Genomic DNA, 21,363 nt, shown 5'->3' on the forward strand with positions numbered 1-21,363 from the left:
ACGGGTATTGAAGGATCGTTCAACGATCCTCTACCTTCCTGTTCACGGCACCGCCCCGTCCCCACCGCGGCGCCGGCCGCTCCCGCACGGCACGGCTCACTTCCAGCGCCCTCCGTCATCCCTCTGCGAGGTGCCCCATGAGCACGACCCCACCACCGCACGCCCCGACCACCGGCACACGCCCCGTCACCGCCGAACAGCCCTCCGACGACGGGGCGTTCGCCTGGCTGCGGGCCCTCGGTCCGCGTGGCCGCCGCGCCTTCGCCGGCGCGTTCGGCGGCTACGCCCTCGACTCCTACGACTACTTCACGCTGCCCCTGAGCATGGTCGCGCTGTCGGCGTACTTCGGCCTGGACAGCGGTCAGACCGGCCTCTTCACCACCGTCACACTGGTCGTGTCCGCGATCGGCGGCGCCGTCGCGGGCGTGGTGGCCGACCGGATCGGCCGGGTCAGGGCGCTGATGATCACGGTGATCACGTACGCCGTCTTCACCGTCGCCTGCGGCTTCGCGCCGAACTACGAGACGCTGCTGGTCTTCCGCGCCCTGCAGGGTCTCGGATTCGGTGGTGAGTGGGCGGTCGGCGCGATCCTGGTGGCCGAGTACGCGAGCGCGAAGCACCGGGGCCGCACCCTGGGCGCGATTCAGAGCTCCTGGGCCGTCGGCTGGGGTCTCGCCGCGATCGCCTACACACTCGTCTTCTCGTTCTTCGGCGACGACATGGCCTGGCGTGTGATGTTCTGGACGGGTGCCCTGCCCGCGCTGCTGGTCGTGTGGATGCGACGGCAGGTCAAGGACGCGCCGGAGGCCACGGCGGCGCGCGAGCAGAGCGCCGAGAAGGGCTCGTTCCCGGCCATCTTCAAGGGCCCCCTCCTGCGCACGACCGTCTTCGCCGGGCTGCTGTCCACCGGCGTCCAGGGCGGCTACTACACGCTGGCGACCTGGGTGCCGACGTACCTGAAGTCGGAGCGCGGTCTGTCGGTGGTCGGCACCGGCGGCTACCTGACGTTCCTGATCTCGGGCGCCTTCCTCGGCTACCTCACCGGGGGCTACCTCACCGACCGGCTGGGCCGGCGCCGCAACATCTGGCTGTTCGCCCTGCTGTCGGCCATCTGCATCCTGGCGTACGCGAACATCCCCGACGGCGCCAACACCCTGCTGCTCGTCCTCGGCTTCCCGCTCGGGTTCTGCATGTCGGCGATCTTCAGCGGCTTCGGCTCCTTCCTGAGCGAGTTGTACCCGACGGCCGTGCGCGGCACCGGGCAGGGCTTCACGTACAACACCGGCCGTGCCGTCGGCGCGGTCTTCCCCACCTCGGTCGGCTTCCTGGCCGACAGCTGGGGTGTGGGCGGCGCGCTGGTCTTCGGCGCGATCGGCTACGCAATCGCCGCCCTGGCGCTGCTGGGGCTGCCGGAGACGCGTGGGAAGGAACTCGAGTGAAGCGCATACAGGACCGTCGTCCCACCCTCGTGGACGACCGCCCCCTGACTCTCGTCGACGAGCACGCGCACGCGTGGAGCCCGGAATTCGCGCGGTCCCGCTTCCGGGAGGGCCTCGCGGGTCCCACGGCCGGGGTCGCCGCGGGGCACACCCAGGTCAACCTGATCTCGGTGCCCGCGGACTGGGCGTACGACATGCTGCTGTTCTGCCAGCGCAACCCGAAGCCGTGTCCGGTTCTCGACGTCACGGACGCCGGTTCCTGGACGACCGTCCTGGCCGAGGGCGCCGACCTGCGCACCGATCTGCCGCGCTACCGGGTGTGGGAGAACGGCGAGCTGGTGGACGAGCCGGCGGACGCCCGCGCGTACTGGCGGGACGACCTGGTGTCGTTCCTGATCGGCTGCAGCTTCACCTTCGAGTGGGCGCTGGCCGGGGCGGGCGTCCCGATCCGCCACCTCGAACAGGGGCGCAACGTCCCGATGTACGTGACGAACCGTCAGTGCCGGCCGGCGGGGCGCCTGCACGGCCCGATGGTGGTGTCGATGCGTCCGGTGCCGCCGGAGCACCTGGCAACCGCCATCCGGGAGAGCAGTCTGCTCCCGGCGGTCCACGGCAGCCCCGTACACTGCGGCGACCCGTCGGGCCTGGGCATCGACGATCTCGGCCGGCCCGACTTCGGCGACCCGGTGGACGCCGAGCCGGACGACATCCCGGTGTTCTGGGCCTGCGGTGTGACCCCGCAGGCCGCGGTGATGGCCTCGCGCCCGCCGTTCGCCCTCACCCACGCCCCGGGACAGATGTTCCTCACCGACGCCCGCGACGAGCAGTACCGCGTGGCCTGAGCAGGAGACAGGAAGGATCCATGACCGCGATCGATCTGAACGCCGACCTCGGCGAGGGCTTCGGCCGCTGGCAGCTCACCGACGACGAGCAGTTGCTGTCCGTCGTCACCAGCGCCAACGTGGCCTGCGGCTTCCACGCCGGGGACGCGGCCACCATGCGGCGAGTCTGCGGACTGGCCGCCGAGCGGGGCGTGACGATCGGCGCGCAGGTCTCCTACCGGGACCTGGCGGGGTTCGGGCGGCGCGCCATGGACGTGCCGTCCGCCGAACTGGCCGCAGAGGTGGCCTACCAGATCGGCGCCCTGGAGGTCTTCGCGCGGGCGGCGGGCTCCCGCGTCGCATACGTCAAACCGCACGGCGCGCTCTACAACCGGGTCGTGCACGACGAGGAGCAGGCCGGCGCGGTGATCGACGGGGTGCTCCTCGCCGACGCCACGCTGCCCCTGCTCGGACTGCCGGGCTCGCGTCTGCTGGACCTGGCCCGGAAGGCGGGCCTGCCGACCGTCACCGAGGCGTTCGCGGACCGCGCGTACACCGAGCAGGGCACGCTCGTGCCGCGTGGTCGGGCCGGGGCCGTGGTGACCGACCCGGACACCGTCGTCGAGCGGTCCCTGAGTCTGGCCCGCTCCGGTACGGTCACCTCCCAGGCGGGGCCGCCCATCGAGGTGCGCGCGCGTTCCCTGTGTCTGCACGGCGACACACCCGGCGCGGTGGACCTGGCCCGCCGGGTCCGGAAACGGCTGGAGGAGTCGGGCGTACGGGTGGAGGCCTTCGCATGAGCATGCGGGTGCTGCCCGTCGGCGACGACGGACTGCTCGTCGAGGTTGCCTCGGGACGCGAGGCCGAGGCCCTGCACGCGGAGCTGCTGCGCCGCCGCACCGCCGGACTGCTGACCGCCCGCGAGATCGTCCCGGCGGCCCGGACGGTGCTCCTGGACGGCGTCGACGACCCGGTCCGTCTGACTTCCGAACTGACCTCGGCGGACGTCCCGCCCGCTCCCCCGCACGCGCGCGAGGTGATCGAGCTGCCGGTGCGCTACGACGGCCCCGACCTCGCCGATGTCGCCGCGCACTGGGGTGTGTCCGAGCGGGAGGTGGCGCGGATCCACGCCGGCACCGAGTTCCGGGTCGCCTTCTGCGGGTTCGCACCCGGATTCGGCTACCTCACCGGTCTCCCGCCGCGTTACGACGTTCCGCGCCGCGCCACGCCGCGCACCGCCGTACCGGCGGGCTCGGTGGCCCTTGCGGGGCCCTACACGGGGGTGTACCCCCGCTCTTCGCCGGGCGGCTGGCAGCTGATCGGCAGCACGGACGTGGTCCTGTGGGACCACGCGCGGGTACCGGCCGCGCTGCTGTCACCGGGCACGCGTGTGCGCTTCGTCGCGGCGCCGGTGGGTGCGGGGTGACCGACCGCGCGCTCTCCGTCGTCCGCGCCGGGGCGCTCACCACCGTGCAGGACCTGGGCCGGCCGGGGCACGCCCACCTCGGTGTGCCCCGCTCCGGCGCGCTGGACGCCCCCGCGGCGGCCCTCGTCAACCGGCTCGTCGGCAACCCGCGCGAGGCGGCGGTCCTGGAGACCACCGTCAACGGCTGTGCCGTACGGCCTCGTTCCGCCGTCACCGTGGCGGTCGGGGGCGCCCCCTGCCCCGTCATGCTGGACGGCCGTCCGGCCGCCTGGGGCGCTCCCCTCCGCGTGCCCGGCGGGGCGGTGCTGGACGTGGGGTCCGCCGTCTCCGGGCTGCGCAGCTATGTGGCGGTGTCCGGCGGCATCGCCGTGGAACCGGTCCTCGGCAGCCGCTCCACGGACCTGCTCTCGGGCCTCGGCCCCGCGCCCCTCACGGACGGCACGGTCCTGCCCCTGGGCGCCGAACCGGGCCGCCACGCGCGCGTGGACGTCGCCCCGCAAGCCGCTCCCCCGGCCGAACTCGTCCTCCGGGTCACGCTCGGGCCGCGCGACGACTGGTTCACGCCGGCGGCGGTCCACGCCTTCACCACGAGCGCGTTCCGGGTGTCCCCGGCGAGCAACCGCATCGGGCTGCGCACCGAGGGGCCCACGCTGGAGCGCGCCCTGACCGGTGAACTGGCCAGCGAGGGCATGGTCCTGGGCGCCGTGCAGGTGCCGCCCAACGGCCAGCCGGTGGTCTTCCTGGCCGACCACCCGACCACCGGGGGCTACCCGGTGATCGGAGTCGTCCGCACCGCCGACCTCCCGGCCGCCGCCCAGGCAGTACCGGGAACACCGGTCCGCTTCGTCGGCGTACGCCGCCGCTGACGCCCGGCGCGGCTCAGACGGCGTCCGGCTGGGGTTCCGCCGTCGACAGCGCGGCAAGGGCCGCGGAGACCGCCGCGGACGCCCGCAGGTCGAGCCGGGCACTCGTCCCGCGCGCGCGGTGGCGCATCTCGTCGACGGCCAGCGTGAGCAGTTGCGGCAGCAGGTCGGTGCAGCGCCGGGCCACCCAGCCGGTGCCCGCGGTCGCCAGCCACCAGAGGCCGGCCGAGGCCGTGGGCGCCGGGGACTCCGGCTCGGGTGAGGGCGCCGGTCCGGCGGCGAGGCCCGCCTGCGCGAGCAGTGCGTGGAAACGCACGGCCAACTGCCGGTGCCCCCGCTCGCCCGGATGCAGCCGGTCCGCGCTCCACATCGCCCGGTCCGTCAGCCAGGCGCCCTCCGCCGCGTGCAGGTGGACGGCCCCGTACCTTTCGGACAGCGCGTGGACGACGGCGTTGACCGCACGCTGCCGCCGGGCCAGCGGACGGGCCAGCGCCCCGGGCAGGCCGAGCATGGCGCCCGGGTCGGGCAGGCACGCCGTGAGCAGGACCGCGCCCTGCTCGGCGAAGGCGGTGTACACCGTGTCGAGCCGGGCGGCGACGGCATGGATGTCGAAGGTGCAGCGCAGCGTGTCGTTCACGCCTACGACGACGGAGACGACGTCGGGCCGCAGCGCCAGCCCGGCCGGGAGCTGCCGCTCCAGCACGTCCCTCGTCTGCGCCCCGCTGACCGCGAGGTTGGTGAACTCCACGGACTCCATCGGGGACTCCTGGGCAAGCCGTCCCGCGAGCAGCGCGGCCCACCCGCGCCACCCCTCTCCCGCCGGATCACCCACCCCTTCGGTGAGGGAGTCTCCGAGCGCGACGAAACGAAGGGGTCTCATCCGAGGCCTCCGGGCACGAAAGGACGATCCAGGACCGTCGCGACGCCTTCGCCGGAACGCTCCGCCCCCGTCGCAACGCTCCCGTCCCCACGCTCCCGCCCCGTCGCAGCGCCGGCGTCGGACCGCTCCCGTCCCGTCGCACCACTCACGTCAGCACGCTCCCGCGCCGTCGCACGGCCCGCCACAGAACGCAACGGCACCGTCGCATCGTGCGCCGCGAGGAACGCCTCCACCGACGCCCCCCACCCGAAGCACTCCGCACGCGCGCGTGCCTCCTCACTGCGCTCCGCCCGGGATCGCTGAAGAAGGTTCTCGACCGCGTCAGCGAAAGCCGCCCCGGCATCCGCCGCGACCATCCCCGCCGTCCCGATCACCTCGGGCAACGCCGACGAGGCACTCACCACCACGGGTGTCCCGCAGGCCATCGCCTCCAGCGCGGCGAGACCGAACGTTTCCGCGGGCCCCGGGGCCAGGCACACGTCGGCGGAGGCCTGCAGCGCCCCCAGGGCCCCCCGGTCGCCCACGTGCCCGAGGAAGATCACGGGCAGCCCCCGTTCCCGGGCCCGCTGCTCCAGCCCCGGCCGCAGCGGCCCGTCCCCGGCGATCACCAGCACCGCACGTACGCCCCGTGCCACCAACGCCTCGACGGCGTCCAGTGCCGTACTGGGCCGCTTCTCGACGGACAGCCGGGTGCAGGTGACCAGGAGCACTTCGTCCACGCGCGCGTACCGGGCCCGCACTCCCGCGTCGTACAGCGCCGGATGCCGCTCGACGAGGTCCACGCCGAGCGGGGCCCTCACCACGTTCCGGGCCCCGATCCGCACGAACTCCCGCTCGGCGAACTCGGTGGTGCACACCACGCGCGCGTACGTGTGGGCCGTACGGATGTTGAGGGCGTCGGCGGTGCGGCGGGCGGCCGCTTCCGGCACGCCCCAGGTACGCAGCACTCCGTCGGCGGTCTCGTGGGAGACCATCACCGCGGGGACCCGGGCGCGCCGCGCCCACTTGCCGGTCCACCGCAGCGTCGTACGGTCGGAGACCTCCAGGCGGTCGGGCTCGAGGCCTTCGAGGAGGCGGGCGACGCGCCGCTTGTCGGTGAGGACGCGGTAGCCGCCGGTGCCGGGCAGCAGCGGGCCGGGCAGGGTGATCACCCGGCCCTGCTCGGTCTCGCGGTCGGTCGCCCGCTCGCCCGGCACGATCAGGACGGGCTCGTGGCCCGCCGCGCGGTAGCCCTTGCCGAGTTCGCGCAGCGCGGTGCGCAGCCCACCCGAGGCGGGGGCCACGAAGTTGGCCAGGCGGACGATCCTCAGCGACCCCCCGCTCATGCCGCCACCACCAGTCGGCGCGCGGCCAGCACGTCCGCGTAGTGCCCGATGAGCCGGTCGCCGACGGCGGCCCAGGTGCGCCCCTCGACCATGCCGCGCCCGGCCTCGCCGTACGCCGTCCGCAGGGCGGGATCGGCGGCCAGGGACCCTACCGCGTCCCGTACGGCGGCCGTGTCGCGCGGCGGGACCAGCAGACCGGTGCGCCCGTGGGCGACCAGGTCCAGGGGGCCGCCGGCGGCCGGGGCGACCACCGGCACACCACTGGCCATGGCCTCCTGCACGGTCTGGCAGAACGTCTCGAAGGGCCCCGTGTGCACGAAGACGTCCAGCGAGGCGAAGATCCGGGCGAGGTCGTCCCCGGTGCGCCGCCCGAGGAACACCGCGCCGGGCAGGGCCTCGCCCAGGTGGGCCCGGCTCGGCCCGTCGCCCACCACGACGACTCGCACGCCCTCCAGACCGCATGCCCCGGCCAGCAGTTCGACCTGCTTCTCGGGGGCGAGCCGGCCGACATAGCCGACGATCAGTTCGCCGTTCGGGGCGAGTTCGCGGCGCAGTGCCTCGTCGCGGTGGTCGGGGCGGAAGCGGACGGTGTCCACGCCGCGCGGCCACAGTTTGACCCGGGGTATCCCGTGCGTCTCCAGGTCGTGGCGGGCGGCGGTGGAGGGGGCGAGGGTGAGGTCGGCGGCGGCGTGGACGGAGCGGATGCGCCGCCAGGCGGTGGTCTCGCCGGCGCCCATGTAGGTGCGGGCGTATCCGGCCAGGTCGGTCTGGTAGACGGCGACGGCGGGGATGCCGAGTTTCGCGGCGGCGGCCATGCCGCGGACGCCGAGGACGAAGGGGCTGGCCAGGTGGACCAGGTCGGCGCCGTGCTCGGTGATGGCCGCGGCGACGCGTCGGCTGGGGAGGGCGACGCGGACCTGGGGGTAGCCGGGGAGCGGGAGGGAGGGGACACGGACGACGGGGCAGGGCGCCTCGGCGTCCGGCCCGGTACCGGCGGCGGTGGCCGGTGCGACGACGAGCGGAAGGTGACCGCGATCTACGAGGTGCCGGGCGGTCTGGAGCGCGCAGTGGGCCACGCCGTTCACGTCGGGGGGAAAGGATTCGGTCACGATGACGACACGCATACCCGTGTTGTCGCCGCCTTGGACGTGGCGGCGACAACGTGGATCTTTCCGGCCGACAAACGTCCCGTGAGCGTTGCGCTGCGCGCCCCGGCGCGGCCCAGCGGCACGCCTGTGCCGCTCACCCGGCAGGTCAGACGGTGTCCACACCCGTCCGACCCCAGGGTCATCCCGTGTTCACCCGGGAGGCGCGCGGCGACCCCTCCGGTCGCGTCCGGCTACATGGCGGACGCCGCGTCCGGTCCGATCCGGCTCCGTACGGCCGTCTGGACCTCCGCCTCCTCGGCGGGGTCGGCGGCGAGCCGGCGCAGGCGCTCCACGACCCGGGCGTCACCGGTCTCGGCGTGCCGGGCGGCGATCTCACGGGTGGCCTCCTCGCAGTCCCAGAGGCACTCGACGGCGAAGCCGGTGGCGAAGGAGGGGTCGGTGGCGGCGAGTGCGCGGGCGCAGCGCTCGCGCAGATGGGAGGAGGCCGTCTCACGGTAGATGTGGCGCAGCACGGGGGCCGCGCAGACGATGCCTAGGCGTCCGGCGCCGTCGACGAGGGTCCACAGGGTCGGCGCGTCGCAGCCCTCGCCTCGTACGGCCTCGCGCAGGGCGCCGAGGACAAGGTCGCTGTCCCTGGTGCCGCCCCGACAGGCGAGCATGCGGCCCGCTGCGGCCCCGAGGGCGTCGGGCCGGTGGGCCCAGCCGCGGGCCCGGTCGACGGCGGCGAGGCTGCGCATGCGTTCGAAGGCGTCGACGGCGGCCTCCACGACGGCCGTGGAGCCGCCGGCCACGGCCTGCTCGATCAGCACGAGGGCGTCGGGATCGTTGCAGTCGGCGAGATAGCGCAGGGCCGTACAGCGGGCTCCCTCGGGGCCGTCCTTGGCGGCCTGCACGATTTCCGGCCGGTCCTCGGGGCCGGCCACTGCCGTGAGGCAGCGGGCGGCGGGCACATGGAGGGCCGCGCCGCGTTCCACACCTTGCTGGGCCCACTCGAACACGGCCCGCACGCTCCAGCCGGGGCGTGGCCCGCTGGAACTCATCTGGCGTTGCCAGCGGTCGAAACAGCCGGCTTCCTGGGCGGCACGCACGCGTGTGGAGACGTACTCGCGGGGATCCTCGGCCCACAGCCGCCAGGGCCGTGGCTCGAAGGCGTCCCGGACGGCGGCGGCCAACTCGGCCTCGCCCTCGGCGTCCGGGGCGAACCGCGCGAGCACCGGCGTGGCGAGGGCGCGCAGGCCGGCGTCGTCGTCGCGCAGGGCGAGCTCGTCCAGGGCCCAGGCCCAGTTGGCGCCCGAGGCGGCGTACCTGCGCAGCAGTTCGAGGGCGTCCCGCCTGCCGTAGGAGGCCAGATGACCGAGGACGGCCAGGGCGAGGCCCGTGCGTGACTCCTCGGTGTCGAAGGCGTCCTCGACGTCGAAGAGGTGTGCCTCGATCTCGTCCAGTTCGCCACCGAGGTCGAGGAAGAGTCGGGCGTAGTACAGGGAGCGGTTCTCCAGCTGCCAGTCGTGGCGGGGATCGCGCAGCACACAGTGGTTCAGTGCCGCGAGCGCTTCGGCGCGCGGGGCGGTGAGCGCGTGCAGCGTGCCGTCGCCGCGACCCCTCTGCAGGAGGCCGAGCAGCGTACCGCTGGGCGCTATGACCGGATCGAACATGGGAAACAGCCTCACATCAAGCGTCGACGCAACCGGGGACGTGCACTACCTGGCCGCGTGACAACACGTCGGGGCGCCCGCCGTTTCCTGCTTGCTGTAGACCATCTTCCTCTGCCTCTCGTCGGTGGCCCATGCGGACCGCATCACGGCCCGCGCGGTGCGGCAACACCTGCCCAGCCATCGCGTCCGTGAATCACGTCGTCATGATGACCCGGCTGTTCAGCCTGCCGCGACCGAAATTTCCGGCGGCCCCGTACCGCCTCCCCCGTGGTCGTTGATTTACCTGGTCAGGAACTTCGTCCTACCTGCGCAGGAGCACGCTCGGCTCAGGGCGTGCCGAACAGCTCCAGGAGCTCGGCCCTGGCGAACATCCGGGCCGTGTCGACGGCCGAGGGGGTGCCCGCCGACGGGTCGGCGCCCGCCTCCAGAAGGACCTTGATCACGTCCGTCTCACCCTTGAAGGCGGCCCCGGCGAGCGGGGTCTGGCCTCGGTCGTTGATCCGGTCGGCCTCGGCGCCGCGGGCCAGCAGGGCCCGGACCGCGTCGGCGTGGCCGTGGTAGGCGGCGAGCATCACCAGGGAGTCGCCGCGGTCGTTGGTGAGGTTGGCCGGAACGCCCGCGTCGACGTACGCCACGAGCTCCTCGGTCGCGCCCTGCCGGGCAAGATCGAAGATCTTGGTCGCCAGCTCCACGACCTCGGGGTCGGGGGCTTCAGTCATCGGCCTGGACCGCCTCTCGCTCACGACTCGCTACAACCGTTCAGGTGAATCGTCAGCGTACTGGCTCGTCGCGCACATGGCCGGTCCCGTCCGAGGCAAAGATCACGAAAAACCCCGTTCGCCGCAATTCTCCTGCTCAGGCGGCCCGCCAGACCTTCGGCCGCCTGGGGGAAATCCTCCGGAATTCACCCAGTTGCACCTTTTATCGTATGGATACATCCTGTGATCCTGGAAGTACTCATGGTGACTGTCCCCACGAACCAGGAGATCCCCCATGATCCTGTCCATCTCAGGCGTCGTCCTGCTCGGCATCATCGTCTTCCTGTTCTTCCGGAAGGACGGGCTCAAGGCGTCACACGCCTGCGTCTCGGCCCTGTTCGGCTTCTACCTGGCGAGCACGGCCATCGCCCCGAGCATCAAGGCGGGCGGCGAGAGCCTGGCCGGCCTGCTCGGCGGCATCAAGTTCTGACGCCGCCCGTCCCGCCGTCCGTCCCTTCCGTACGCACCATCAGGAGACTGCAGTGGCCCGGCGCCCCCTCCCCCGCATCCTGAGCACAGGCAGCGCGCAGATCGCCCGGAGCCGGGAGCTGGCCCGGACGGCGGCCGACAGCGCCACCGACGTCCTCCATCCGCTGATCACGATCACCCGCGGTCTGCGCCGACTGGCCTCGGCCGGGCGGCGCAGATGGGCCGAGACCCCCAAGGACAAGCGCGGCCCGCTGCTGTTCCTGGCGGCCTCGGTGATCCTGGTCGTGGCCCTCGTGCCGTACGGCCCGCTGCTCGCCGTCATCACGCTGATGGCGGCGGCGGCCTGGCAGGGCCGGGACCGCACCCCGCCGGCTCCCGACGGGCCCGACGAGTCGCAGACCCAGCGGCTCCAGTCCCTGTACGAGGCCCTCGTCCCGTACTTCTCGACGGCCGAGGACCCCGCTCCCCTCTACGCCCACGGCGGTGACTGGGAAAAGGCCTTCCCCGCCTACGAGTTCGACGGCTCGGGCCGGATCGCCCACCTCGTGATCCGGTACCCGGCCTACTTCCCGGACGGCGCGGCCGACTCACGCGCGCGGATCGAGCAGTTGCTCACGGCGAAGTCGGGCCGCGGCCGCGAGTACCTCTTCACCTGGGACGAGGAGGGCAACGAGCTGACGGTCGGCGTCCTCGCCCCGCTCCCCACCGACATCGCGGCCCAGCGTTTCGTCACCGCTCCCGGCGAGACGGTCCTCGGCTTCACCGACCCCACCAGCGTCCAGCGCACGCTCCCCCTCACCTACGGCGAGGAACAGCGCGACGTCCCGCCGGTCGTCTGGCGCACCGGCGTCCGCTCCACCGAGCCGCACCTGCTGGTGGTGGGTCAGCCCGGCAGCGGCACCTCGACCCTCCTGCGCTCCATCGCGATCCAGGCCCTCCGGTACGGCGACGTCCTGATCGTCGAGGGCGGGGGCAGCGGCGAGTACGCGTGCCTCAGCGGCCGGGACGGTGTCCTCGGCGTCGAGGCCGGACTGGCCGGGGCACTGACCGGCCTGGAGTGGGCGGCGCACGAGACCGAGCGCCGCCTGATCGCCGCGAACGGCGCCCGGCAGGCGGGCCACGCACCGCCGGACGACACCAGGCGCCCGCTGTGGATCCTCCTCGACCGCCCCACCGCCTTCACTCCGCTCGCGGAGGCGGACGGCCGCGAGGATCCGCAGTCCCTGCTCCAGGTCCCCCTGCGGCACGGGCGCGCGGCCTCGGTGACGGTGGTCGTGGCCGAGCAGTTCGACAGCCTGGACCTGCTGAGCGACGCCGTACGGCAGCACACACGCGCGCGTGTCGTACTCGGGCCCGCCTCCGCCGGCCGGCTGGCGTCCGTCCTCGGCGCTCCTCCCCACACAACGCCGGTCGACCAGGTACCCCCGGGGCGCGGGTACGCGCGGCTGGGCTCGGGGCCGGTGCACCGGCTTCAGGTACCGGCGACTCCGGATCCATGCGACGACGCGACGAGTGAGGTGCAGCGGCAGGCGGTGCTGGAGCTGCTGCCGCCGGTGACGACTCCGGCCGACGCGGAGACGGAGTCGCTGCCGGTGCCGGTGGAGGCGGCGGTCGCGGAGTAGCTTCACGGGCCGGCGCGGGGACTCACCCGGTGGCACCGCGCCGGCGCGGTGCCACCGCGCCCCCAGCGGCACGACTTTCCGCGGCCGAGGCCGCCTGCTACGCCACGAACGTCCGCGGCCCCTCGGCCCCCACCGTCCCCCCGCTCTCCACAATCCTGGCCGCCGCGGCCAGGCGTGCCGCCGCCTCCTCCGCCACCGCGCCCCCCACGGTGAACGGCAGCCGCACATAGCCCTCGAAGGCGCCGTCGACTCCGAAGCGCGGCCCCGAGGGCACCCGCACCCCGACCCGCTCCCCCGCCTCGGCGAGCCGTGAGCCGGACAGACCCCCGGCCCGCACCCACAGCGTCAGCCCGCCGCGCGGCACGGCGAACTCCCACTCGGGCAGCTCCCGCCGCACCGCCGCCACCAGGGCGTCCCGGTTGTCCCTGGCCTGAGCACGCCGCAGACCGACGGCCTGCTGCCAGCCGCCGGTGCTGAACAGCCAGTTCACCGCGAGCTGCTCCAGGACCGGCGTGCCCAGATCGGCGTAGGCGCGGGCCGCGACCAGGCTGCGGATGACGTCCGGGGCCGCCCGCACCCAGCCGATCCGCATCCCCGCCCAGAAGGCCTTGCTGGCCGAACCGACCGTGATCACCGTCGACCCGGCCGGGTCGAACCCGCACACGGGCCGCGGCATCTCGACCCCCTCGTCGAGCCAGAGCTCGCTCATCGTCTCGTCCGCGACCAGCACGGTCCCCGCCGACCGCGCCGCCTCCACGAGCCGCCGCCGCTGGTCCTCGTCGGCCAGCGCGCCGGTCGGGTTGTGGAAGTCGGCGACGACGTAGGCGATCCGCGGGGCGGCCTCGCGCAGGACCTGACGCCAGCGGTCCATGTCCCAGCCGGCGAGGCCCTCGGCCATGGCCACGGGCACCAGCCGGGCGCCCGCCTCCCTCATGAGCTGGAGGATGTTGGCGTAGGAGGGCGACTCGACGGCGATGCGTTCGCCGCGTCCGCCGAAGAGGTGGCAGATGGCGTCGATGGCGCCCATGGCGCCCGTCGTCACCATGATCTGCTCGGGCATCGTCGGGATCCCGCGAGCCGTGTACCGTTCGGCGATCATCGAGCGCAGCGCGGGCAGGCCCGCCGGATAGTCGCCGTGCGTGTGGGCGTACGGGGGCAGTTCCTCCAGCGCGCCCTGGACGGCGCGGGTGAGCCACGGCTCGGGTGCCGGGAGGGCCGCGCAGCCCAGGTCGATCATCGACCCGAGGGCCTCGGGCGGCAGGGGCTCCAGGCCGCGGGCGGGCAGCGGGTTGCCCGCCGGGACGGCCGTCCAGCTGCCGGCGCCGCGCCGGGACTCCAGGAAGCCCTCGGCCCGGAGCGCCTCGTAGGCGGCGGCGACGGTCGTACGGCTCACGGAGAGGGCCAGGGCCAGTTCGCGCTCGGCGGGGAGCCGGGCGGCCACCGGGACACGGCCCTCGAGCACCAGCAGCCGAATGCCGTCGGCGAGTGCGCGGTAGGCGGGCGGGCGGCGCGTGCCCGGGCCCGCCGGGCGGTCCTGCTGGGACTTGAGCAGCCGCGCGAGCTGGGCGGCCCCCACCGCAGAGGTCCACTGCGCCATGGTTACCAGTCCACCTTCCTCGAATTGGCCATGGATGGCGATTCCTTCCAAGCCACAGAGTGTCACGGGTCAGGCCACTACCACCACAGGGGGCACCACTTGCAGGCCAGGGGACATCTCATACGGCGGCTGGTCCAGTTGTACGCGGGGCTCGTGCTCTACGGGCTCAGCTCGGCTCTGCTCGTCAAGGCGGGCCTGGGCCTGGAACCCTGGAACGTGCTGCATCAGGGCCTGGCCGAGCGCACCGGCCTGACGATCGGCGTCGTGTTGATCATCGTTGGTGCGGTGGTGCTGCTCCTGTGGATCCCGCTGCGTCAGCGCCCGGGCCTCGGCACGGTCTCCAACGTCTTCGTCATCGGCATCGCGATGGACGGCGCCCTCGCGGCGTTTCCCGAGGCGCACGCCCTGGCCGTGCGCGTTCCTCTTCTGGTGACCGGCGTCGTGCTCAACGGCGCGGCCACCGGCCTGTACATCGCCGCCGCCTTCGGCCCGGGGCCGCGCGACGGACTGATGACCGGGCTGCACCGGCGCACCGGCCGCTCGATCCGCACCCTGCGGACGACGATCGAGCTGGCGGTCGTGGTGACCGGCTTCGCCCTCGGGGGCAGCGTCGGCGTCGGCACGCTGCTCTACGCGGTGTCCATCGGTCCGCTCGCCCAGTTCTTCCTGCGGGTGTTCGCCGTTCCGACGGCATCCGGCGGCAGCACGGTCGTTGCCACCGGGACACCCCGTGGGGTGATACTGCGCAGGTGACCACCCTGATACGCCACCCCTACCTCGACCATCCGGGGCCCATCCCGTTCGCGCACCGCGGCGGGGCCGCGGACGGCATGGAGAACACCGTGGCGCAGTTCCGGCGCGCGGTGGAGACGGGTTACCGCTACATCGAGACCGATGTGCACGCCACCCGGGACGGCAAGCTCGTCGCCTTCCACGACGCGACGCTGGACCGGGTGACCGACGGCGCCGGCCGCATCGCCGACCTGCCGTGGGCGGACGTACGGCAGGCGCGCGTGGCGGGCCAGGAGCCGGTGCCGCTCTTCGAGGAGCTGCTGGAGGCCTTCCCCCAGGTGCGCTGGAACGTCGACATCAAGGCCGAGCCCGCCCTGCACCCGCTGCTCAACCTCATCGCGCGCACGAACGCCTGGGACCGGGTCTGCGTCGGCTCGTTCTCCGAGGCGCGGGTGGTGCGCGCCCAGCGGCTCGCCGGGCCGCGCCTCGCGACGTCGTACGGCACCCGGGGTGTACTGAATCTGCGGCTGCGGTCCTGGGGGGTGCCCGCGGCGCTGCGCCGGTCGGCGGTGGCCGCGCAGGTGCCCGAGGCCCAGTCGGGCATCCAGGTCGTGGACCCCCGCTTCCTTCGTACCGCCCATGCGCGCGGGCTGCAGGTGCACGTGTGGACGATCAACGATCCGGATCGCATGCGCCGGCTGCTGGACCTGGGAGTCGATGGCATCATGACCGATCACATCGACACGTTGCGCAAGGTCATGGAGGAGCGGGGCGTCTGGGTCTGAGCCGCCCGACACCCCGTCGAAGCCTTCGCACCAGCGGGAAGCGAGGGCACGGGTGGGGACCGACACCGTGCGGACGGCGGCGTCCGACGAGGCCGCCGGGCGGCGGCGCGAGCAGCGCGGCTGGTACTTCTACGACTGGGCGTGCTCCGTCTACTCGACGAGCGTGCTCACCGTGTTCCTGGGGCCGTACCTGACGTCGGTCGCCAAGGAGGCGTCGGACACCGACGGATACGTCCACCCCCTGGGCATACCGGTGCGCGCGGGCTCCTTCTTCGCCTACTCGGTGTCCCTGTCGGTCATCGTGGCCGTCCTGGTGATGCCCCTGGTGGGGGCGGCCGCCGACCGCACCGGGCGCAAGAAGCCGCTGCTGGGTGCCGCCGCCTATCTGGGCGCGGCGGCCACCACCGGCATGTTCTTCCTCGACGGCGACCGCTATCTGCTCGGCGGCGTGCTGCTGATCATCGCGAACGCGGCCCAGTCGGTCGCGATGATGCTCTACAACTCCTACCTGCCCCGGATCGCTCCGCCCGAGGAACGCGACGCGGTCTCCTCGCGGGGGTGGGCCTTCGGATACGCGGCGGGCTCCCTGGTGCTGGTCGCGAACCTGGTCCTCTATCTCGCCCATGACTCCTTCGGCGTCTCGGAGTCGACGGCCGTGCGGATCTGTCTGGCCTCGGCGGGTCTGTGGTGGGGCGGCTTCACGATCATCCCGCTGCTGAGGCTGCGCGACCGCGGCCGTGAGGAGCAGGCGGTCGTCCGGGAGGAGGCGACGGCTCCGGGGTTGCGGCAGCTCGCGGCGACGGTCCGTGACATGCGCCGACACCCACTCACCCTCGCCTTCCTCCTCGCCTACCTCGTCTACAACGACGGCATCCAGACCGTGATCTCCCAGGCGTCGGTCTACGGCTCCGAGGAACTCGGCCTCAGCCAGTCCGCGCTCATCGGGGCCGTGCTGCTGGTTCAGGTACTGGCCGTCGCGGGCGCCCTGGGCATGGGGCGGCTGGCGCGGAAGTACGGGGCGAAGCGCACGATCCTCGGCTCGCTGATCGCGTGGACGCTCACCCTGGGCGCCGGGTACTTCCTGCCGGCCGGTGCGCCGGCGGGGTTCTTCCTGCTGGCGGCGGCGATCGGCCTGGTCCTCGGCGGCAGCCAGGCCCTCTCCCGCTCCCTCTTCTCCCACCTGGTCCCGCCCGGCAAGGAGGCGGAGTACTTCTCGGCGTACGAGATGAGCGACCGCGGGATGAGCTGGCTGGGGCCGCTGCTGTTCGGGGTCACGTACCAGCTGACCGGAAGTTACCGGGACGCGATCGTGTCCCTGGTGGCGTTCTTCCTGATCGGTTTCGTGCTGCTCGCGCGGGTACCGGTACGACGTGCGATCGGCGCTGCGGGAAATCCGGTGCCCGAGAGGATTTAGCGCTCAGGGCGAAAGGGCGGTAGTGTACGCGTTTGGCCTGCCAGGCGTACCGTTACTGCGCGTCAAAGATGCCGAAACGCTGGGTGACATCTCCTTTCAGATGTGACAAACCGGGCGCCGGTGGGTACTGCACTGGTTGACAAGGCTGCGGCTACGACGGCGACGCATGACCCGGAACGGGACTCGGAACGGGAATCTTTACCGCCGACCGGACGTTGACCGGATGACGACGACAGCGACACCTGTCCTGTGGGCGACAAGCCCGGGAGGCACGATTCATGAGTGAGCGAGCTCTTCGCGGCACGCGCCTCGTGGTGACCAGCTACGAGACGGACCGCGGCATCGACCTGGCCCCGCGCCAGGCCGTGGAGTACGCATGCGAGAAGGGGCACCGCTTTGAGATGCCCTTCTCGGTCGAGGCGGAGATCCCGCCGGAGTGGGAGTGCAAGGTCTGCGGAGCCCCTGCACTCCTCGTGGACGGCGACGGCCCTGAGGAGAAGAAGGCCAAGCCCGCGCGTACGCATTGGGACATGCTGATGGAGCGGCGCACCCGCGAGGAACTCGAAGAGGTCCTCGAGGAGCGGCTGGCCGTTCTGCGGTCCGGGGCGATGAACCTTGCGGTCCATCCCCGCGACAGCCGCAAGTCCGCGTAGCGGGAAGCCGGCAACAAGCGCACGCCAATGACCGCGGGCGCCGTACGTGCAACATGCGTACGGCGCCCGCGGTCATTGGCCTGAGAAATCAGGGTTCGTCCCTGACGACCTCGCCCTGGACCACCTTGCCGTCCGGGCGGTGGATGCGGGCCTGCTGGAAGGCGTCGCCCAGGGTGCCCGGAGTGGCCTCACGGAGCTTGCGTTCGACGGTGTGCTCGGCGTAGCGGCTCAGCGCCTTCTGGACCGGCGGGAGCAGCAGGACCAGGCCCACCGCGTCCGAGACCAGGCCGGGGATCATCAGCAGGAGGCCGGCGAGCATCATCAGGCCGTTGCCGGAGCCCTTCGAGGGCGAGCCGCCGCGCTGGAGCGCCGCGTTGAGGTTCTGGAAGGCTCGGCGCCCGGCCCGCTTGATGACCACGGAACCCAGGACGAACCCGGCGACCAGGAGCAGGAAGACCACGAGCCCGCTCGTCGCGCCCGCGACCGCGGTCAGCAGCCAGATCTCCAGCACGAGCCACGCGGCCAGCCCCAGCGGCAGGAAGGTCCGCAGGCGGGAGCGCCTTGGCCGGCCGGAGGGGGAGGCGGAAGCGGGGTACGTCGGGATCGGTGCGCCACTCGTCATGCTCCCAGTGTGCCTGTACGCGGCTCAGCGCGGCATAAGGGGACGATCAGCCGTCGCTGTGCGGCTTCGCGGGCGTCTGCGCCCGCGGCCGGCCGGGCTGGTCCGCGGTCCGGCCCGTGAGCTTGCCGACCCGCTCCCCCACGCCCCACGCCGTGACCCGCCACAGCGCCTCGACGAGGATGTCCCGGCTCATCTTGGAGTCGCCGAGTTCGCGCTCCACGAAGGTGATGGGAACTTCCACGACGTGGAAGCCCGCCTTGACCGCGCGGCGGGCCAGGTCGACCTGGAAGCAGTAGCCCTGGGAGGCCACCTCGTCGAGGCCGAGGCCCTCGAGGGTCTCACGGCGGAAGGCGCGGTAGCCGCCGGTGATGTCACGCAGGGGGAGGTCGAGGGCGAGACGGGAGTAGAGACTGCCTCCACGGGAGATGACCTCGCGGGACTTGGGCCAGTTCACGACCCGGCCGCCCGGCACCCAGCGGGAGCCGAGAACCAGGTCGGCGCTCTTGAGAGCGGTGAGCAGCCGGGGCAGTTCCTCGGGCTGGTGGGAGCCGTCGGCGTCCATCTCGATCAGGACGCCGTAGCCGTTCTCCAGGCCCCAGTGGAATCCGGCGAGGTAGGCGGCGCCGAGGCCCTCCTTGCCCTTGCGGTGCAGGACCCGCACCTGCTCGTCCTCGGCGGCCAGTTCGTCGGCGAGCTTGCCGGTGCCGTCGGGGCTGTTGTCGTCGGCCACGAGGACGTGGGCCTCGGGGACAGCCTTGCGCACCCGGCCGACGATGCTCTTGATGTTCTCCGCCTCGTTGTAGGTCGGAATGATCACCAAGGCGGTGCCGAGCGGGCCGAACTGCCTCCCCCGCTCCTGTGCCGCGCGGGTCCCGTCGCCGTCGTTCACTGCTGCCCCTTCGTGTCCGTACGCAGGGGACCACCATAGTGGCCACCGCCTGCGATGACGTCACAGGACGGGGGAATGGTGGTGTCGAATCCCCAGGAGCGGGGTAAGAACGTACTTTTGGCCTTGTATGAGCCACCTACCCCCGCTCGGGTGGGTCGAAGCATGCTGCGGATGGGGGCCCGGCGCCCTTCGGGCCGACCTGGGGCCCGCTGGCTGCGGGTCGACCGAAAGCCGTTGTCTACTGAGCGCCCGGGCCCCACCCGGGTCACACCTCCCCGACCGGACGGAACGTTCCCTCGCTGCGTCGCTGGCACTGAGCCTGGCTGCCAGTGGCGGTGCCCCGGTGCGGCACACCGCCCCTGACCCAGCGGCGCCGCGGCGAGTGCGCGGAGGTTCTGCGGCGGGGCGTCCGGTGGTGGACCCGGCCGAACCTACCGGCCCCCCGCCGTCCGCTGTCAACAGCCGTGCGACCTGCGGGTTTTCTGTCAATGCGCTGGTCAGCGGGGAGGCGGTCCCGGCCGTACCTCGGCGTGCGGACGGGTGATCTTCCCGGCGCCGGCCCCGGAGATCACTCGCCCGGCCGTACGAACACCGTCCGTCCCCCGACCACCGTGCGCAGGCATACGGGGAGGTCGGTGCCGGGGCTGAGATCGGGCAGGCCGGGGGTGCCGGAGCGGGGGTCGGTGGACCAGCGGGCGACCCGGTCGTCGGGGGCCTGGACGATCAGTTCGTCGGTGCGCCAGACCGCGTAGTCCGCCGGTGCGCCCGGCACGAGGACGCCGGCGTCGTCCCGGCCGATCGCCCGCCAGCCGCCGCGGGTGTGGGCGGTGAAGGCGGCTCGGACGGAGACGCGGTGCTCGGGGGTCCGGTGGAAGGCGGCGGCGCGGACCGTGCCCCACGGGTCGAGGGGGGTGACCGGGCTGTCGGAGCCGAAGGCGAGCGGCACCCCGGCCCGCAGCAGGGCCGCGAAGGGGTTCAGGGTGCGGGCCCGTTCGGCGCCCAGGCGCTGGGCGTACATGCCCTCCTCGCCGCCCCACAGCGCGTCGAAGGCGGGCTGCACGGAGGCGGTCAGGCCCAGCTCGGCGAAGGCCGCGACGGTCTCGGGGGTCAGCATCTCGGCGTGCTCGACACGATGGCGGGCGGCCCGGATCCGGGCCTGGCCCACCTTTTCGGCGGCCGCGCGGACGCCCTCCACCACCGCGGTCAGGGCCGCGTCGCCGATGGCGTGGAAGCCGGCCTGGAGCCCCGCCTCGGTGCAGGCGACCACGTGCGCGGCGACGTCGGCGGCGGTCAGGTAGGCGGCGCCGGTGTGGGCCGCGTCGGTGTACGGGGCGTGCAGACAGGCCGTGTGCGAGCCGAGGGCCCCGTCGACGAACAGGTCACCGGCCGCGCCGAGCGCGCCCAGCTCGCGGGCCTTGTCCGTATCCCGCTCGGCCCAGTAGCCGACGACCCGCGGGCCGGCCTCCTCGGCGGCGATCCGCAGCAGCCCCGTGAAGTCGTCCTCCGAGGAGATCTCGGGGCCGGCGCACTCGTGGACGGAGCCGATGCCGAGCGAGGCGGCGTGCGCGAGGGCGGCCCGCTGGGCCTCGGCGCGCTGGACGGGCGTCACGGCTGCGAACGCGGCGGCGCGGACGGCGTGGTGGGCGTCCGCGATCAGCGGGCCGTCGGCCGCGCTCGGGCCGGAGGTCAGCTCCAGGAGCGCTGTCGTGACGACCGCCGAGTGCACGTCGATGCGGCTGAGGTAGAGCGGCCGGCCGCCGGTGGCCTCGTCCAGTTCCGCCCGCCGGGGAGGGCGTCCCTCGGGCCAGCGGGAGGCGTCCCAGCCGTGCCCGAGCAGCACCTTGTCCTGCGGGCGGGCGGCGGCGAAGTCCCGCACGAGGTCCAGGGCCGCCGACAGGGAGGGGGCCGCCGACAGGTCGAGGCCGGTCAGGGCGAGACCGGTGGACGTGGTGTGGACATGGGCGTCGGTGAACGCCGGGGTGACAAGGGCTCCGTCCAGGTCGACCACCTCGTCGACGCCGTCCGAGAAGGCGTCGGCCGCGCCCTCCGAGCCGACCCAGGCGACCTGCCCACGCTCGACGACCATCGCGGTCGCGAACGGGTCGGCGGGGCTGTGGACCTCTCCGCGGCGGAGCAGGACGGTCTTCGGCTCGGGTGTGCGCTCACTCATGACCGACAGTTTCTCGCGCCGCGGCGCGAGAGACGCACCTGGGGGCATGCGGACAAGCCGCCGGGAGGCGGCCGGCGCTAGGTGTATTGACCCGCAGCGTTGTTCACACGGCTGATGGGTGGCTGGCCGCCGAGTGCGGTGTGGCAGCGGTGGTGGTTGTAGGTGTGCAGGAAGTCT

The 21,363-nt window shown here is 73.2% G+C and carries 20 protein-coding genes and 1 pseudogene; 11 read left to right on the forward strand and 10 right to left on the reverse strand.

Features of this window, described 5'->3' with window-relative positions; genetic code table 11:
• Positions 1 to 137: 137 nt before the first annotated feature.
• The 5 genes from ACIBVL_RS41560 to ACIBVL_RS41580 are packed head-to-tail and all read left to right on the forward strand — an operon-like array spanning position 138 to position 4,552.
• Positions 138 to 1,439 carry an MFS transporter gene (locus ACIBVL_RS41560; RefSeq protein ID WP_399106182.1) on the forward strand — a complete coding sequence of 434 codons (1,302 nt, stop codon included), beginning with the start codon at positions 138 to 140 and terminating at the stop codon, positions 1,437 to 1,439.
• Positions 1,436 to 2,281 carry a putative hydro-lyase gene (locus ACIBVL_RS41565; RefSeq protein ID WP_399106184.1) on the forward strand — a complete coding sequence of 282 codons (846 nt, stop codon included), beginning with the start codon at positions 1,436 to 1,438 and terminating at the stop codon, positions 2,279 to 2,281. Before ACIBVL_RS41560 ends, ACIBVL_RS41565 begins: the two co-directional genes overlap by 4 nt.
• A 20-nt stretch (positions 2,282 to 2,301) precedes the next feature.
• Positions 2,302 to 3,060 carry a LamB/YcsF family protein gene (locus ACIBVL_RS41570; protein ID WP_399106186.1) on the forward strand — a complete coding sequence of 253 codons (759 nt, stop codon included), beginning with the start codon at positions 2,302 to 2,304 and terminating at the stop codon, positions 3,058 to 3,060.
• A gap of 2 nt (positions 3,061 to 3,062) precedes the next feature.
• The gene (gene pxpB, locus ACIBVL_RS41575; RefSeq protein ID WP_399106220.1) at positions 3,063 to 3,686 is read left to right on the forward strand and encodes a 5-oxoprolinase subunit PxpB; all 624 of its coding nucleotides are present in this window, start codon (positions 3,063 to 3,065) and stop codon (positions 3,684 to 3,686) included.
• Entirely contained in the window at positions 3,683 to 4,552 is an 870-nt protein-coding gene (locus tag ACIBVL_RS41580) for a biotin-dependent carboxyltransferase family protein (protein WP_399106188.1), read from the forward strand. The genes pxpB and ACIBVL_RS41580 overlap by 4 nt, the downstream gene beginning before the upstream one ends.
• Before the next feature lie 13 nt (positions 4,553 to 4,565).
• Here ACIBVL_RS41580 and ACIBVL_RS41585 read toward each other — a convergent pair whose 3' ends face one another.
• The 5 genes from ACIBVL_RS41585 to ACIBVL_RS41605 form a co-directional block, all read right to left on the reverse strand.
• Entirely contained in the window at positions 4,566 to 5,429 is an 864-nt protein-coding gene (locus ACIBVL_RS41585) for an SGNH/GDSL hydrolase family protein (RefSeq protein WP_399106190.1), read from the reverse strand.
• Entirely contained in the window at positions 5,426 to 6,754 is a 1,329-nt protein-coding gene (locus tag ACIBVL_RS41590) for a glycosyltransferase (RefSeq protein ID WP_399106192.1), read from the reverse strand. Before ACIBVL_RS41590 ends, ACIBVL_RS41585 begins: the two co-directional genes overlap by 4 nt.
• Entirely contained in the window at positions 6,751 to 7,878 is a 1,128-nt protein-coding gene (locus ACIBVL_RS41595; protein WP_399106194.1) for a glycosyltransferase family 4 protein, read from the reverse strand. Before ACIBVL_RS41595 ends, ACIBVL_RS41590 begins: the two co-directional genes overlap by 4 nt.
• Positions 7,879 to 8,093: 215 nt before the next feature.
• Entirely contained in the window at positions 8,094 to 9,515 is a 1,422-nt protein-coding gene (locus tag ACIBVL_RS41600) for a HEAT repeat domain-containing protein (protein WP_399106196.1), read from the reverse strand.
• Positions 9,516 to 9,841: 326 nt separating this feature from the next.
• Positions 9,842 to 10,234 carry an ankyrin repeat domain-containing protein gene (locus tag ACIBVL_RS41605; protein WP_399106198.1) on the reverse strand — a complete coding sequence of 131 codons (393 nt, stop codon included), beginning with the start codon at positions 10,232 to 10,234 and terminating at the stop codon, positions 9,842 to 9,844.
• Between the two features lie 274 nt (positions 10,235 to 10,508).
• Here ACIBVL_RS41605 and ACIBVL_RS41610 point away from each other — a divergent pair, with 274 nt between their 5' ends.
• Positions 10,509 to 10,703 carry a hypothetical protein gene (locus tag ACIBVL_RS41610; protein ID WP_133916307.1) on the forward strand — a complete coding sequence of 65 codons (195 nt, stop codon included), beginning with the start codon at positions 10,509 to 10,511 and terminating at the stop codon, positions 10,701 to 10,703.
• A gap of 52 nt (positions 10,704 to 10,755) precedes the next feature.
• Positions 10,756 to 12,324 carry a hypothetical protein gene (locus ACIBVL_RS41615; protein WP_399106200.1) on the forward strand — a complete coding sequence of 523 codons (1,569 nt, stop codon included), beginning with the start codon at positions 10,756 to 10,758 and terminating at the stop codon, positions 12,322 to 12,324.
• Between the two features lie 97 nt (positions 12,325 to 12,421).
• On the opposite strand, the gene ACIBVL_RS41620 is transcribed toward ACIBVL_RS41615, so the two are convergent.
• Positions 12,422 to 13,921 (reverse strand): PLP-dependent aminotransferase family protein, encoded by a 1,500-nt coding sequence (locus ACIBVL_RS41620; protein WP_399106202.1) that lies wholly within the window; start codon positions 13,919 to 13,921, stop codon positions 12,422 to 12,424.
• Between the two features lie 99 nt (positions 13,922 to 14,020).
• Here ACIBVL_RS41620 and ACIBVL_RS41625 point away from each other — a divergent pair, with 99 nt between their 5' ends.
• The 4 genes from ACIBVL_RS41625 (at position 14,021) to ACIBVL_RS41640 (ending at position 17,505) form a co-directional block, all read left to right on the forward strand.
• Positions 14,021 to 14,674 carry a YitT family protein gene (locus ACIBVL_RS41625; protein ID WP_399106204.1) on the forward strand — a complete coding sequence of 218 codons (654 nt, stop codon included), beginning with the start codon at positions 14,021 to 14,023 and terminating at the stop codon, positions 14,672 to 14,674.
• A complete protein-coding gene (locus tag ACIBVL_RS41630) occupies positions 14,671 to 15,438 on the forward strand; it encodes a glycerophosphodiester phosphodiesterase (protein WP_399106206.1) in 768 nt (255 codons plus the stop codon). Before ACIBVL_RS41625 ends, ACIBVL_RS41630 begins: the two co-directional genes overlap by 4 nt.
• Before the next feature lie 52 nt (positions 15,439 to 15,490).
• A complete protein-coding gene (locus tag ACIBVL_RS41635; protein WP_399106208.1) occupies positions 15,491 to 16,852 on the forward strand; it encodes an MFS transporter in 1,362 nt (453 codons plus the stop codon).
• A gap of 278 nt (positions 16,853 to 17,130) precedes the next feature.
• Positions 17,131 to 17,505, forward strand: coding sequence for an RNA polymerase-binding protein RbpA (locus ACIBVL_RS41640; RefSeq protein WP_020128921.1), 375 nt, complete (start codon positions 17,131 to 17,133; stop codon positions 17,503 to 17,505).
• 88 nt (positions 17,506 to 17,593) lie between these two features.
• Here ACIBVL_RS41640 and fxsA read toward each other — a convergent pair whose 3' ends face one another.
• The 4 genes and pseudogenes from fxsA to ACIBVL_RS41660 form a co-directional block, all read right to left on the reverse strand.
• Complete coding sequence (fxsA, locus tag ACIBVL_RS41645) at positions 17,594 to 18,127, reverse strand: FxsA family membrane protein (protein WP_399106210.1); 534 nt, start codon at positions 18,125 to 18,127, stop codon at positions 17,594 to 17,596.
• Between the two features lie 46 nt (positions 18,128 to 18,173).
• Positions 18,174 to 19,016 carry a polyprenol monophosphomannose synthase gene (locus ACIBVL_RS41650; RefSeq protein WP_399106212.1) on the reverse strand — a complete coding sequence of 281 codons (843 nt, stop codon included), beginning with the start codon at positions 19,014 to 19,016 and terminating at the stop codon, positions 18,174 to 18,176.
• A 568-nt stretch (positions 19,017 to 19,584) separates the two neighbouring features.
• Complete coding sequence (locus ACIBVL_RS41655; protein WP_399106214.1) at positions 19,585 to 21,186, reverse strand: amidohydrolase; 1,602 nt, start codon at positions 21,184 to 21,186, stop codon at positions 19,585 to 19,587.
• A 77-nt stretch (positions 21,187 to 21,263) separates the two neighbouring features.
• A pseudogene (locus ACIBVL_RS41660) lies at positions 21,264 to 21,363 on the reverse strand (IS481 family transposase); the annotation flags it as partial.

Source organism: Streptomyces sp. NPDC049687 (assembly GCF_044465285.1).
In the GTDB taxonomy this organism is placed as follows: Bacteria; Actinomycetota; Actinomycetes; order Streptomycetales; family Streptomycetaceae; genus Streptomyces.